This window comes from Haloarcula sp. H-hyl6 (genome assembly GCF_056934455.1).
The window spans coordinates 1,630,191-1,643,684 of record NZ_JBRIIK010000001.1; the positions used below are offsets into that span (position 1 = coordinate 1,630,191).

Below are 13,494 nucleotides of genomic sequence, written 5' to 3' on the forward strand. Positions count from 1 at the left end.
GCAGGGGCCCGGAGTTACGCCGTCCGACCGTCGAACTCGTCGATTCGCTCGTGGACCGCCGCCGCCCACTCGTCCAGCGTCTCGTGCATCGAATCGCGGGCCTCCTCGACGGGCGTGGCGGTGTACTGGTAGACGTGACCGCCGCCGTCCAGTAGCCGCCGCTCCCGCCGCGCCAGCCCTTTCTCCCGGAGCGTCGACAGCGAGCGGTTGACGTTCGAGCGGTCGCGGTCGAGCGCGTCGGCGAGTTCCTCGACGGTACTGCCGGGGGTGTCGAGCAGCGTTCGATAGGTCCGGACCTCGTGTCGCTGGACGCCGAAGACGCACGCCATCACCTCGTCGAGGGACGGTTCGTCGTCGACCATGAGGTCGCGGAACCCGTCGGTCGAGGGGTCGATTGCCATGTGCGACCGGATAGGCACGCCCCCCGCATAAACGGGGCCGTTACCCGTAGCTCACCCGGTGAGACCCGTGTTACCGGTCAGTCCCGGCCGTAACCCTGTCGCTCCAGACATCTCCGCATCTCCTCGCGGGAGTCGTGCTTGTGGAGTCGTGTCGGGGTGTCACAGTACCAGACGCCGTCGTAGCGGAGCGTCACCTCGTGGGACTCGCCGAGGAACTGCGTGCGGACGACGACCCGCCGGCCGTCTTCGAGGGCGTCCAGCAAGTCCGCGACGTCCGCTTCGCCGGCGTCGACGACGAGTGGGTCCATCGCGTGGCGCTACCAGCGCCATCGGCTTATACTGTCGGGCAGGGCCGTCGGTGTCACCGTCCGTGAGTGCGGTCGTGACACATCCTCACACAGTCGGCGTACGGTTATGTAGGTCGCCCGGTCCAGCTATCTAACCCTTCCGCGTCGCTGTACCCGCCTCACGCGGCCGAGGTACCCCTATCCCCCGGAGTCGGGTAGCTCTGCGTACGATGCACGACAGACGCACGGTCCTCGCGGGAACGTTCGGGGCGCTCGCGGCGCTCGCGGGGTGTCAGGGACCCGGCGAGTCGGAGCAGACGCCGACCGAATCGGCGGCGAACACCCCGACGGGGACGCCGACTGGAACGGCGACGGGCACCGGTGGCGACGTCGACTACGGCGACTGGTTCGCCGACACGAGCAACTTCGACGGGACGGTCGATGTGCGCGGCGAGTCGTCGGTCACCGTCGCCGTCGGGGCCGACGGGAACGGCGGCGCGTTCGCGTTCGGCCCGCCGGCGATTCACGTCGACCCCGGGACGACGGTCGTCTGGGAGTGGACCGGAAACGGCGGGGCCCACAACGTCGTCGCCGAGGACGGGTCTTTCGAGAGCGGCGACCCAGTCAGCGAGGCCCGGGCTACCTTCGAGCGGACGTTCGACGGCGATGGCGTCACCCTGTACGTCTGTAATCCGCACCGCTCGATTGGGATGAAAGGGGCCGTCGTCGTCGGCGACCCCGCCGGCGGAACCGACGGTCAGACCGCGGCCTACGACTTCGCGGCGGCCACCTTCGACGCCTACTGGTACTCCCTGTACAACATGAGCACCAACGTCGCCATGAGCGGCAACGGCGTCCCGTTCCCGCTGAACGACCAGATGGCGCAGCTACGGGACCGGCGACTGCCCGCGATGCTCAAACGGGCGGCCGTCGAGCGACCGCCGATTACGGACCCGAACCTCTCCTTCGCGGCGTTCACCGAGGGCGACCCCCACTTCACGCAGCGACCGGTGCTGGAGGACGACACCGGGCGTCCGGACGCGAAGACCCTCGCGTGGGACCAGAGTGCGTCCTCCGGCGTCGTCAGTCCGTCGTCGCTGGCCTGGACCCACCTCAAGGGCGTCACGTGGGCGAAGAACTTCCAGACGCACTTCGACCTCCTGCCGACGGAGATGGCCCCTCGCTTCCGCGCGCAGTTGCTGGCGACGCTGGCACAGGTCGGTATCAACGCCGCCATCCTCGTCGGTGGGTCCCGAGCGAACGGCGCGCTGACCCACGGGGATAGCTGGGAGTTCCTCTCGGAGTACCGGCCCGCGGCGGGCCGCATCGAGGACGAGACGCGCCGGCCCCACCACCACGCGGCGATGCTGTGGTTCCTCGCTGACACGACCAGCCTCGCGCAGAACGGCTGGTTCGGCTACGTCAACCCCCGGCCGCTGCTCCCGAAGGAGGCCGGTGCGGACGCCGTCCTCGACTCACCCGTCGGCATTCAGGGGATAACCGACGGCGTCGCTCGGACGACGATGGACCTGTTCAGCCCCGAGGCCGTGGCCCAGCAGGAATCGACCCGCTCGGTCGGACTGATGCTCGGTGCGGTCGGCTACTACGGGCCGCAAGCGGGCAGCGCCGACCACAGGGCCGCGGCCGCCGACTACGCGAACGGCCTCGCGAGCGTCGTCCAGTCGAACCTCGCCGGCAACGGCAGCGTCGAGAACGGGGCCGCGAATCAGGCGGCCACGCAGGGCATCGTCGCGCAAGGCCTCCTGTGGGCCTCCCAGATGAACGGCGTCGACCACACGGACACCGCGGCCGAGGTGGTCGGCTACATGGTCGACGAACTGTGGGACGACGACGCCGGCACGTTCGCCTCCGGAGCGGACGATTCTACCTACACCATCACCGCACGAGACGCCGGGGACGTCACGGGTGGGCTGAACGCCGCGGACGCGGTGCTCGGGCGCTCGGACGTCCGGCCACTGTTCGCGCGCTTCTTCGACAGCACGTTCAACACCGGCAGACTCCAGCGTGCCCAGCGGCCGCCGTCGGTCAGTCAGTCGAAATCGAACGAACCGCCGCTCCCGCCGAAGGCCGGCGGCGAGTTCGGGCAGGCCGCCGTCTACAACGGCGAGGTGGCCTACGACACCGAGGCCGGTGAGTGGGCCGTCACCGACGACCGGTTCTACACCGCCGACGCCCTCTACCTCGCCAATCAGGACATCTGGGTCGGCAACTGGGGCGGCGAGTTCTACCAGGGACGTGGTGTGCCCGGGCAGAGTGACGACCCCCCGAACTGACCGTTCGGGTGCCACCAGTTGCCAAACGTATCGAAAAGGGTAGCGTTTCGACTGGAACCTCAGAGTTCAGGTACGGTCGCGAGTGTGACAACAGTTGTCGAATGTAGCGAAAAGGGCACCGTTTCGACTGGAACCCGACTATTCAGGCACCGCTACCGGCGGCCGAGTTCGTGCACGACAGCCCCCGACCACACTGACCGGCACAACGTCTAAGCATCGTTCGGACGGGAACGTACGTATGGCACAGTCGACACGTTCCGGAGAGAGCGTCCTCGTCACGGGCGCGAGTGCAGGCATCGGTGCGGCGACAGTACGACGCGTGGCCGACGACGGCGCGGACGTGGCGTTGCTGGCGCGGAGCGAGGACCGACTCCGCGAACTCGCCGACGAGGTGGCCGACGCGACGGGCGTCGAGACGCACGTCGTCCCGGCGGACGTGAGCGACCCCGCGGCGGTGGCGGCCGCCGTCGAGTCCACCGTCGAGACGTTCGGGTCCCTCTCGGGCGTCGTCGCCAACGCGGGCCTCGCCCGCGGCGACGACGTCGAGACGATGACCGACGAGGAGTTCCGGACGATGCAGTCGGTCAACGTCGACGGGGCGTTCTACACCGCCCGCGAGTCGCTCTCCCACCTCCGCGAGACGGCCGGAAACCTCGTCTTCATCGGGAGTTTCGCTGGGCAGTACCCCCGGCCGTTCAACCCCGTCTACGCCGCGACGAAGTGGTGGGTCCGCGGGTTCGCCATGAGTCTGGCCGGACAGGTCGGCGGCGACGACGTGGGCGTCACCGTCGTCAACCCCACCGAGGTCCGCTCGGAGTTCGGCAGCGAAGAGGGGACTCCCTTCGAGGAGCGGTTCGACCCCGGCGAGGTGACCGAACCCGAGGAGGTGGCCGACGCCGTGGCGTTCGCACTCGCACAGGAACCGCCGACGACGGTCAACGAACTCGACGTCTACCGGCGCGACAAGTTCGGTGGGTTCTAACCACCGAAACTGTCGCTCGGCAGTGCGAGTTTTCTAAACCCGTTCGTCCAATTTCCGGACAGAGTTTGAAAGAAGTAGATGTTTTTGGAGTTTTAACTTCGCTCCTTAGGTGTCTATTCCCAGAAAAGGTTTAATACCTAGTGCCGAGAGTTCACGAGCGTAAGGAGAATGTCACTCAAGTCCTTCACGACGGCGCTGACGCTGTACCGCAGCGAGACGTTCACGCTGGAGCAGGCGGCCGACTTCAGCGGGTCGTCGCCGGCGGAAGTCGCGTCCGCGCTCCGCTCGCGCGGCATCGCCGTCCGCGAGTCGGACGCGGCGTCGCTCTCAGAGAACGTCGGTCGGTAGGCCGCGACTCGGCGACACCGGCCCGCGCAAGAATCGAGAAGAGAGTCGCTCGCGCCCTCAGTCCTGCTCGGCCGCGACGCGGCTCACTCCGTTCACCGCGTCGCTTCGAGGAACCTCACTCCGTTCGGTTCCTCGCTAACCACGCCAACAGCCCCTTCTGGGCGTGTAAACGGTTCTCCGCTTGGTCCCAGACGACGGCGTTGTCCGACTCGATGACCGCGTCGGTGACCTCCTCGCCGCGGTGAGCGGGGAGACAGTGCATCAGCGTGCGGTCGCCGAGCAGGTCCGTGGTTATCTGGAAGCCGTCGAAGTCGTCCAGTTTCTCGTGGCGGCGGTCCTCTTGGCCCATGCTGACGAAGACGTCCGTGTAGACGACGTCGGCGTCGGCGACGGCCGCCTCGGGGTCGTTCGTCGTCTCGGGGGCGTCGCCCAACTCGGCGGCCCGGTCCAGTACGTCGTCGGCCACCTCGTAGCCCTCCGGCGTGGCGACGGTGAGGTCGATGCCGGTCATGGCCGCGCCGAGGACGAACGACTGGCAGACGTTGTTGCCGTCGCCGACCCACGCCACGTTCACGTCGAACCCGCCGAACTTCTCGCGGACGGTCAGGAGGTCCGCGAGCGTCTGGCAGGGGTGGGCGTCGTCGGTCAGCGCGTTGATGACCGGCACGTCGCTGTACTCGGCCAGTTCCTCGACGTCCTCGTGGTCGAAGACGCGGGCCATCACGAAGTCGACGTAGCGGGCCAGCGCCCGCGAGGTGTCCTTGACCGGTTCGCCGTGGCCCAGATGGATGTCGTCGGGGCCGAGAAACAGGGCGTGGCCGCCCAGTTGCGTCATCCCCGTCTCGAAGGACACGCGGGTTCGCGTCGAGGGCTTCTCGAATATCATCCCCAGCGTCTGCTGGTCCAGCAGGTCGTCGTGGGCGTCCGGGTCGGCCTTGATTTCGGCCGCGCAGTCGAGCACGGCCGTCAGTTCGTCGGTCGTGAGGTCGTCGACGTCGAGCAGGTGCATGGTCACAGGAGGCGTTCGGTGACGTCCGTGAGGACGCCGACCGCGCGGTCGTACTCCGCGAGGTGGATGTGTTCGTTCGGCGCGTGGTCCAGGTCCGAGTCGCCGGGGCCGTAGGTCGCCATCGGGCAGTCCCACGCCTTGGCGAAGACGTTCATGTCGCTGGTTCCGGTCTTGCGAAGCAGGGTGGGGTCCCCGCCGTGCTGTCGGATGGCGGCCCGGAACGCTCGGGCGACGCTGGTGCGGGGACTCTGCATCACGGGTTCGACCTTGTCGTCCCAGTGGACGGTGCCGTTGGTGAGGTAGCCGTCGGCTATCTCCCGAATCTCGTCGGTGGTGTACTCCGGCGGGACGCGCAACTGCACGTCCATCGTCGCCTCGACGGAGAGGCCGTCCTCGGAGATGCCGCCGTCGATGTCGACGGGCTTGCAGGTGACCCGCTCGAAGACCGGCACCCACTCGTCGGGTTCGAACTCGTCCTCGACGGCCGACCACCACGCGATGGCGTCCTGGATGGCGTTGTTCTCCGGGCGCGAGGAGTGGCCGGACTCGCTGGTGGCGACGTAGGTGCCGGCGAGCAACCCGCGGTAGCCCAGCGTGATGCCCTCCCAACCCGAGGGTTCGCCGTTGACGACGGCGTCGGGCGCGGCCTCGCGGTCCTCGACGAGGTAGCGCGCGCCGCGGGAGTCGACCTCCTCGCCGACGACACCGACGAAGGACGCCCCGGTGCGGACGGCGGCGACGGCCATCGAGCACAGCGGCCCCTTGGCGTCGACGCTGCCGCGGCCCCACAGCGCGTCGCCCTCGTCGGTCTCCTCGATGCGGACCGGGATGTCGCCCGGCACGGTGTCGATGTGGGAGGTCAGGAGGACGCCGTCGTCGGCGGGCGCGCGAACGTTGCCAACGTCGTCTAGCCACACCTCGCGGTCGTGGGCCTCGAAGAAGTCGACGAGGCGCTCGGCGGCCTCGCGCTCGTTCGGGGTGACCGAAGGGGTGCGGACGACGTCTTCGAGGAGTTCGCGGGCCTCGGTGTCGGCCTCCTCGACGGCCGCTTCGCTCATCCTATCACCTCGGTCATGGCCTCGACCACGTCGTCGGCGTGGTCCTCGTCGATGGTCAGCGGCGGGAGCAGTCGCACGACGGTCCGGCCCGCCGGGAGCGCGAGGATGCCGTGGTTCAAGGCGAGTTGCTTCAGCGCCTTGTTCGCGCCGCGGCCGACTTCGACGCCTATCATCAGGCCCTCGCCGCGGATGTCTCGGACCTCGTCGCCGATGGCCGCGGTCAGTTCCGTCTGGAGGTAGTCGCCCATCGCCGCGGCGTTCGCGGGGACGTCGTCCTCGAGGAGCGTCGTGACCGTCGCTCCCGCGGCGGCGGAGATGACCGGGCCGCCGGAGAACGTCGAGGCGTGAGAGCCGTAGTTCTCGGCAATCCAGTCACGGCACAGCGTCGCGCCGACGGGGAAGCCGTTGCCCAGCCCCTTCGCCGACGTGATCATGTCCGGCGTCACGTCCGCTCGCTGGGAGTTCCACAGCGCGCCGGTCCGGCCCATCCCGGTCTGGACCTCGTCGAAGATGAGGGCGGTCCCGGTCTCTTCGGTTATCTCGCGGGCCGCTTCGAGGTACTCGGCGGAGGCGGGGTTGATGCCGCCCTCGCCCTGCACCGGTTCGACGATGAACGCGGCGGTGTCGTCGTCGACGGCCTCGTCCAGCGCCTCGGCGTCGTCGTAGGGGACGAACTCCACGTCGCCGATGAGCGGTTCGTAGGGCTTCTTGTACTTGTCCTTCCACGTGGTGGCGAGCGCCCCCATCGTGCGGCCGTGGAACCCCTTCATCGTCGCGACGATTTTGGAGTTGCCCGTCGCCGAGCGCGCGAACTTCAGCGCCGCCTCGTTGGCCTCCGTCCCGGAGTTACAGAGCCACGTCTTGTCGATTGGGTCGGGCGCGGTGTCGGCCAGTAGTTCGTACAGGGCCGTCCGCTGGGCGTTGGGGTAGGAGGCCTGTACGTAGGTTATCTTCTCGAACTGCTCGGTGACCGCGTCCTGTACCGCCGGGTGCCCGTGTCCCAACGGGACACAGGCGTAGGACGCGCCCATGTCGAGGTACTCTGTGCCGTCGTCGCCGTAGACGTAGGCACCGTCGCCACGCTCTATCTGGATGGGTTTCTCGTTGAAGACGAATCCGCTCATTGGTCTGCCTCCTGAACTGCGCTCGCTTGCACGTGTGTCCCCTCGCCGTCGAGCGCCGACAGAATCGGTTCGTCGGCGTTCGCGTCGGCCACGACGACTTCGGGTGCGCCGCCGGTGAGCGCCTCCTCGGCGGCCATAATCTTCCGGCCCATGAACCCCTCGGCGGCGGCTTCCAGCGCCGCCCACTCCGCGCCCGTCTCGACGGACTCGATGAGCGTCGCGGGGTCGTCGGGGTCCTCGTAGACCCCCTCCACGTCGGTCAACAGGACGAGCGTCGCGTCGAGTTCGCCGGCGATGGCCGCCGCCGAGCGGTCGGCGTCGGTGTTGACCGGAACGACCTCGCCGTCGTCGTCTCCGGCCATAGGCGGGGCCGCAACAGGCGTGTACCCGTCTGAAAGCAGCGACTCCAGCAGGTCGCCGTTGACCCGCTTGATGGTCCCGGAGTGGTCCCCGCGCTTTATTTTCTTCTTGCCGTCCTCGACGACGCGGACCGCGGACTTGCGGGGGCCGTAGAGCAGTTTCCCGTCCACGCCGTTCAGACCGACGGCGTCGACGCCCTCGCTCTGGAGGCCCGCCACGAGTTGCGTGTTGAGGTGGCCGAAGGCCATCTCGAACACTTCCATCGTCGTCTCGTCGGTGAAGCGGCCGACGACGCCGCTCGGCGTCTCGACGTACTCCGGGTCGATGCCGAGTCGTTCGAGCGTCTCGTCGACTTTGGTCGAGCCGCCGTGAACCACGACGACCTGTTCGCCCTGCTCGACGAGTGATGCCACATCCGCGAGCGCCCCCGCTGGGTCAACAGCACGAGCGCCACCGACTTTGATTACTACAGTCATGAAAAAGCCTCTCCAGGAGTTACGGTGCGCCGACGGGGTGGAGTCCCTGGAACTCCAGTCCCGCCGTCTCCTCGATGCCGAGGGCGACGTTGGCGGCGTGGACCGCCTGTCCCGCCGACCCCTTCATCATGTTGTCGATGGCCGAGAACACGACCAACCGCTTGTTCGCGGGGTCGAGTTCGAAGCCGACCTCCGCCTTGTTCGTCCCCGCGACGGCCTTCGGTTCGGGGTAGCGGTAGACGCCGCCACCGCCGGCGACCAACTCGACGAACGGTTCGTCCTCGTACTGGCCGCGGTAGGCCCCCCAGAGGTCCCCCTTCGAGACGGGGCCGTCGGGGAAGACGTGACAGGTCGCGCTCGCGCCACGGACCATGTCCACCGCGTGGACGGTGAAGGAGACGTCGACGCCGAGGAACTGCTGAATCTCGGCCTCGTGACGGTGGCCCGTCGGGGCGTAGGGGCGGACGACGCCCGAACGCTCGGGATGCGAGGAGGCCTCGCCGCCGCCGGCCCCGCCCTCGCTGGACCCGACCTTCACGTCGACGACGATTTGCTCGTCGCCCGAGAGTACGCCGTGTTCGAACAGCGGGAGCAACCCCAGAATCGTCGCCGTGGCGTTACAGCCGCCCGAAGCGACGAGGTCCGCGCCTTCGAGGTTGTCGCGGTTGAGTTCGGGCAGGGCGTACTCCGACTCGGCGAGCAGTTCGGGGCGCGTGTGGCCGTCGTACCACTCGTCGTACTGTTCCTCGGTGTCCAGACGGAAGTCCGCCGAGAGGTCGACGACCGTCCCGGCGGCGTCCTGGAACTGGTCTATCTGCTCCATCGAGACGCCGTGGGGCGTCGCGGCGAACAGCACGTCCACCGACTCCAGTTCCTCCGGCGAGGAGAAGCGCAGGTCCGAGTGGCGGAGGTTGGGGTGCTGGTGGCCGACGGTCTTGTTCTCCTTCGACCGGCTCGTGGCCTGTTCGAGTGCGAACTCGGGGTGGCCGTCGAGGAGGCGCAGGAGTTCGCCGCCGGTGAACCCGGACCCGCCGACGACCGATGCGGAGTACGTCATGCGGTGACCTCCGCGTCCGTCTCGCTCGCTGCCTTCGATTCCAGCCAGTCGACGACCTTCGCGGGCACGTCGACGTCGCTGACCTCGTTCAGCGCCTTGAACTCGACGGTGTGGTTGACCTCGTGGACCGTGTAGTCCGCGAACTCGCCGGTCTCCTCGTCGACGCCGACCTCCATCAGGTCGATGCCGAGCAAGCCGCCGCCGACGGCGTCGGAGGCCTTCTCGACCAGTTCGAGCGCGCGGTCGTCCAGTTCGAAGGTGTTCGTCTCGGCGCCCTTCGCCGCGTTGGTGAGCCAGTGGTCCGAGGAGCGGACCATCGCCGCGATGGGTTCGCCGTCGACGGCCAGCACGCGGATGTCGCGGCCGGGCTTGTCGACGAACTCCTGGACGTAGAATATCTTGTGCTCGTAGTGGCCGAGCGTCTCCTTGTGTTCGAGGATGGCTTCGGCCGCCGACCGGGAGTCTATCTTGGCCATCAGGCGGCCCCACGACCCGACGACGGGTTTCAGCACGCAGGGGTAGCCGAAGTCCTCGATGGACTCTAAGGCGGCGTCCTTCGTGAACGCGACGTCGGTGTCGGGCGTCGGGACGCCCGCCTCGACCAACGCGAGGCTGTTCTTGACCTTGTCCGAACAGACCTCCGCCACGTCGGGGCCGTTGACGACCGGCACGTCGTAGGCCGCGGCGAACTTCGTCGCGTAGACGCTCCGAGAGGTCGCCAGACAGCGGTCGATAACGATGTCGAGGTCCTGGAACGCCTCGGGGGCCTCGCTGATGTTGAACTGCTGTTTGCGGACGTCTATCTTCTCTATCTCGTGGTCACGGTCGCGCAACTCCGAGAGCAGGAGCTTCTCGTCCCGGCGGATGCGCGAGTAGAGCATTCCGACCTTCATGCTGTGGCCTCCGTGTGTTCGCGGGTCGCGGCGTCACGGGTCACAGTCGTACACGACGCAACGCGCCGCGCCACCGCGAACACCTCACTCACCCCAGTCCTCTTCGAGCTCGGGTGCGCTGTCGAGCTCGACGGGGTCCGTGCCGACGACTTCGAGTTCGGCACCGCAGGTGGAACAGTCGACTATCTCTCCGACTTCGAGGTTGTCGTGCAGGGTCACGTCGGCCCCGCACTCGATGCAGTCTGCCATTGTACCTCTGTCTCGCGCACGTACCCACTTAAAGCCTTCGAACTTATCAGAATAGAATAGTAAGCTACACTACCGTCTAACGGCGTCTTGAAGCGAATTAGCGCACGTGTCCGAAACCCGTATCAGATTTATGGTATAATCACCCCTCGCGGGGCTGGTCGTCGGTCACACATAGCGGTCCACCTCCGTGAGACGGCGGTCGTGTGCCCGCTCGACGGCGTCGGCGGCCGCCTCGACCGCCTCGGCGTGGCCCGCGAGCACCTCTTCGGCGACCGACAGTTGGTCCGCGACGGCCTCTGGGGCCGGTCCCCCCCGGGAGTCGCGCGTGGCGACGCTCTCGGTGGGGTCCAGTGCCCCCTCGACGGCCTCGCGGTCGACGTACTCGGAGAGGGGGTCCCCGAGGACGTCCTCGGCGACGGCCGAGATGGCTTCGTAGTCCGGCGCGTCCTCGTCGGCGTCGAGGCCGGCCGCCGCTTCGGCCACGACTTCGTGGGCCGTGCGGAACGGCACCCCGGCCATCGCCAACAGGTCGGCGACGCCCGTCGCGGTGGCGAACCCCTCGGTGGCCGCCGCCTCCAGCGTCTCGGCGGGCCAATCCGCCGTCGCCACCGCGCCCGCGGCGACTTCGACGCTCTCGGTGACGCTGTCGATGGCGTCCCACGCGTGCCGGCCCGCCCGTTGCAGGTCGCGGTTGTACGCGCGGGGTTGGCCCTTCAGGTTCGTCAGCAGGCCGTTCAGCCCCGCCGTCGCGTCGCCGGTGCGACCCCGCACCAGTTCCAGCGTGTCGGGGTTCTTCTTCTGGGGCATTATCGAGGAGGTGGAGGCGTAGTCGTCGTCGAGTTCGACGTGGCCCTTGCTGGCCATCACGACGACGTCCTCGGCCAGACCGGAGAGCGTCGTCGCCAGCGTCGCGACAGCGCTCGTGACCTCCACGAGGAAGTCCCGGGTGGCGGAGGCGTCCATCGAGTTCTCCGCCACCGAGTCGAACCCGAGCAGTTCCGCGGTGCGCTCGCGGTCCACGTCGAACGGCGTGCCCGCGAACGCGGCCGACCCAAGCGGGTTCTGGTTGACGCGCTCGTAGGCGTCGAGCAGACGCGCGGTGTCGCGCTGGAGCGCCTGCTCGTAGGACAGCACCCAGTGAGCCACCGTCGTCGGCTGTGCCGGCTGGAGGTGCGTGTAGCCGGGCATCACCGTCTCGCGCTCCGCGCGAGCCACGTCGAGCAACTGCTCGCGGGCGCCGACGACCGTCTCGAGGAGTTCGAGGACGTCCTCGCGCAGGCGGTAGCGGATGCATGCGGCCACCTCGTCGTTGCGCGAGCGGGCGGTGTGCATCTTCCCGCCGTCGGGGCCGACGCGGTCGATGACCGCGCTCTCGATGGCCTCGTGGACGTCCTCGCCGTCCGGCAGTTCGGCGTGCCCGGCGTCCTCCACGTCGTCCAGCGCCGCCAGAATCTCTCCGACCGTCTCGCGCTCGACGATGCCCTGTTCGGCGAGCATCACGACGTGGGCCCGGTCGACGGCGAGGTCCGCCGCGAAGATGCGCTCGTCGTCAGCGAGCGAGGAGAGGAACGACCGCGCGGGGCCGCCCGCGAAACGGTCGCGGCGGACGACCGTCTCGTCGTCGGCGTCTGCGCCGTCGGCGTGGTCCTCCCCGTCGCTCATCGGATTACTCCTCCGAGGCCTCCCCCTGGTCGTCCTCGCCGCTCCCGTCGGGGACGGCCGTTCCCTTCCTCGCGTTCTCTAAGATGCCGTTGGCGAGGCGGGACTGGAAGCCGTGGTACTTCGCGACGCCGGTGGCGTCCTGCTGGGTGATGCCGCCGGTGACGTCCTCCTCGTCGAAGGAGGCCGCGGACTCGCTGTAGACGGCGTAGTCCGACTCGCGGGAGACCGGACGGGCGTGCCCGCCTTCGAGTTTCACGGTGACGGTGCCGGTGACGCGCTCGTTCGTGTCGTCGATGAACGCTTCGAGTGCGCTCACGAGCGGCGCGTCGACGAGGCCCTCGTAGGCCTTCTGGGACCACTGCTGGTCGACCTGCGCCTTGAACGCGCGCTCCTCCTGGGTGAGGACGAGGCCCTCCAGCGCCTCGTGGGCCGTCAGGAGCACCGTCGCCGCGGGGTGCTCGTAGTTCTCGCGGACCTTCAGGCCGAGCATGCGGTCCTCCATCATGTCCGTGCGGCCGATGCCGTGGGCGCCGGCCTGCTCGTTGAGTTGCTCGACGAGTTCGACCGCGCCGAGGTCCTCGCCGTCGACGGCGACCGGTTCGCCCTCGTCGAACGTTATCTCGACGAGTTCGGCGTCCTTGCCGGAGGGGTTCTCGGTCCACTTGTAGATGTCGTCCTCCGGGATTGTCGAGGGGTCTTCGAGTTCCGAGCCCTCGATGGAACGGCTCCAGAGGTTCGTGTCGATGGAGTAGCGGCCGCCGTCCCCGCCCTCGACGGGCAGGCCCTTCTCGGCGGCGTACTCGTTCTCCCACTCGCGGGTCAGGCCGAGTTCGCGCACGGGGGCGATGACCTCCATGTCGGAGTCGCGCCAGATGGCCTCGAAGCGGAGTTGGTCGTTCCCTTTGCCGGTACAGCCGTGGGCGATGCCGTTACAGCCCTGCTCCTCGGCAACGGAGAGGATGGCCTTCGCGATGACCGGGCGCGCGAGCGCCGTGCCCAGCGGGTACCCCTGATAGTCGGCGTTGGCCTTCACGGCCGTGAGACAGAGGTCCGCGAACTCCTCCTTGGCGTCGACGACGTACTGCTCGACGCCGAGCGCCTCGGCCGTCTCCTCGGCCTCCTCGAACTCGTAGTCGGGTTGGCCGACGTCGACGGTGACGCCGATGACCTCGTCGTAGCCGTACTCCTCTTTCAGCAGCGATACGCAGACTGTCGTGTCGAGCCCCCCGGAGAAGGCGAGCGCGACGGTTCCGTTTCCTTCTGGCATAGTTGTGTGCTCTGTGGGTTCCGTGGT

14 protein-coding genes are annotated in these 13,494 nt (G+C 68.2%); 3 read left to right on the forward strand and 11 right to left on the reverse strand.

Features of this window, described 5'->3' with window-relative positions:
• Positions 1-14: 14 nt before the first annotated feature.
• A complete protein-coding gene (locus Hhyl6_RS08655) occupies positions 15-401 on the reverse strand; it encodes a helix-turn-helix domain-containing protein (RefSeq protein ID WP_483738807.1) in 387 nt (128 codons plus the stop codon).
• Between the two features lie 77 nt (positions 402-478).
• The gene (locus Hhyl6_RS08660) at positions 479-709 is read right to left on the reverse strand and encodes a DUF8001 family protein (RefSeq protein ID WP_483738808.1); all 231 of its coding nucleotides are present in this window, start codon (positions 707-709) and stop codon (positions 479-481) included.
• A gap of 209 nt (positions 710-918) precedes the next feature.
• Here Hhyl6_RS08660 and Hhyl6_RS08665 point away from each other — a divergent pair, with 209 nt between their 5' ends.
• The 3 genes from Hhyl6_RS08665 to Hhyl6_RS08675 all read left to right on the forward strand — a co-directional run bounded on the left by Hhyl6_RS08665 (position 919) and on the right by Hhyl6_RS08675 (position 4,312).
• Entirely contained in the window at positions 919-2,982 is a 2,064-nt protein-coding gene (locus Hhyl6_RS08665; RefSeq protein ID WP_483738809.1) for a halocyanin domain-containing protein, read from the forward strand.
• 238 nt (positions 2,983-3,220) lie between these two features.
• Positions 3,221-3,964, forward strand: a complete 744-nt coding sequence (locus Hhyl6_RS08670; protein WP_483738810.1) for an SDR family oxidoreductase — start codon at positions 3,221-3,223, stop codon at positions 3,962-3,964.
• Positions 3,965-4,132: 168 nt separating this feature from the next.
• Positions 4,133-4,312, forward strand: a complete 180-nt coding sequence (locus tag Hhyl6_RS08675; protein ID WP_483738811.1) for a DUF7317 family protein — start codon at positions 4,133-4,135, stop codon at positions 4,310-4,312.
• Positions 4,313-4,427: 115 nt separating this feature from the next.
• Here Hhyl6_RS08675 and argF read toward each other — a convergent pair whose 3' ends face one another.
• The 9 genes from argF to Hhyl6_RS08720 form a co-directional block, all read right to left on the reverse strand.
• Positions 4,428-5,321 carry an ornithine carbamoyltransferase gene (gene argF / locus Hhyl6_RS08680; RefSeq protein WP_483738812.1) on the reverse strand — a complete coding sequence of 298 codons (894 nt, stop codon included), beginning with the start codon at positions 5,319-5,321 and terminating at the stop codon, positions 4,428-4,430.
• Positions 5,322-5,323: 2 nt separating this feature from the next.
• On the reverse strand, positions 5,324-6,379 hold the full coding sequence (locus Hhyl6_RS08685) for a [LysW]-lysine hydrolase (protein WP_483738813.1): 1,056 nt from the start codon (positions 6,377-6,379) through the stop codon (positions 5,324-5,326).
• Complete coding sequence (locus Hhyl6_RS08690) at positions 6,376-7,503, reverse strand: aspartate aminotransferase family protein (protein ID WP_483738814.1); 1,128 nt, start codon at positions 7,501-7,503, stop codon at positions 6,376-6,378. The genes Hhyl6_RS08685 and Hhyl6_RS08690 overlap by 4 nt, the downstream gene beginning before the upstream one ends.
• Positions 7,500-8,339: an acetylglutamate/acetylaminoadipate kinase gene (locus Hhyl6_RS08695; RefSeq protein ID WP_483738815.1), complete on the reverse strand. Its 840-nt coding sequence runs from the start codon at positions 8,337-8,339 to the stop codon at positions 7,500-7,502. Before Hhyl6_RS08695 ends, Hhyl6_RS08690 begins: the two co-directional genes overlap by 4 nt.
• Positions 8,340-8,358: 19 nt before the next feature.
• Complete coding sequence (gene argC / locus Hhyl6_RS08700; protein ID WP_483738816.1) at positions 8,359-9,396, reverse strand: N-acetyl-gamma-glutamyl-phosphate reductase; 1,038 nt, start codon at positions 9,394-9,396, stop codon at positions 8,359-8,361.
• Positions 9,393-10,289 carry a lysine biosynthesis protein LysX gene (gene lysX, locus Hhyl6_RS08705; RefSeq protein ID WP_483738817.1) on the reverse strand — a complete coding sequence of 299 codons (897 nt, stop codon included), beginning with the start codon at positions 10,287-10,289 and terminating at the stop codon, positions 9,393-9,395. The genes argC and lysX overlap by 4 nt, the downstream gene beginning before the upstream one ends.
• Positions 10,290-10,373: 84 nt before the next feature.
• The gene (gene lysW / locus Hhyl6_RS08710; RefSeq protein WP_483738818.1) at positions 10,374-10,538 is read right to left on the reverse strand and encodes a lysine biosynthesis protein LysW; all 165 of its coding nucleotides are present in this window, start codon (positions 10,536-10,538) and stop codon (positions 10,374-10,376) included.
• Positions 10,539-10,703: 165 nt separating this feature from the next.
• Positions 10,704-12,200 carry an argininosuccinate lyase gene (gene argH / locus Hhyl6_RS08715; RefSeq protein WP_483738819.1) on the reverse strand — a complete coding sequence of 499 codons (1,497 nt, stop codon included), beginning with the start codon at positions 12,198-12,200 and terminating at the stop codon, positions 10,704-10,706.
• Positions 12,201-12,204: 4 nt separating this feature from the next.
• A complete protein-coding gene (locus Hhyl6_RS08720; protein ID WP_483738820.1) occupies positions 12,205-13,467 on the reverse strand; it encodes an argininosuccinate synthase in 1,263 nt (420 codons plus the stop codon).
• Positions 13,468-13,494 lie beyond the last annotated feature (27 nt).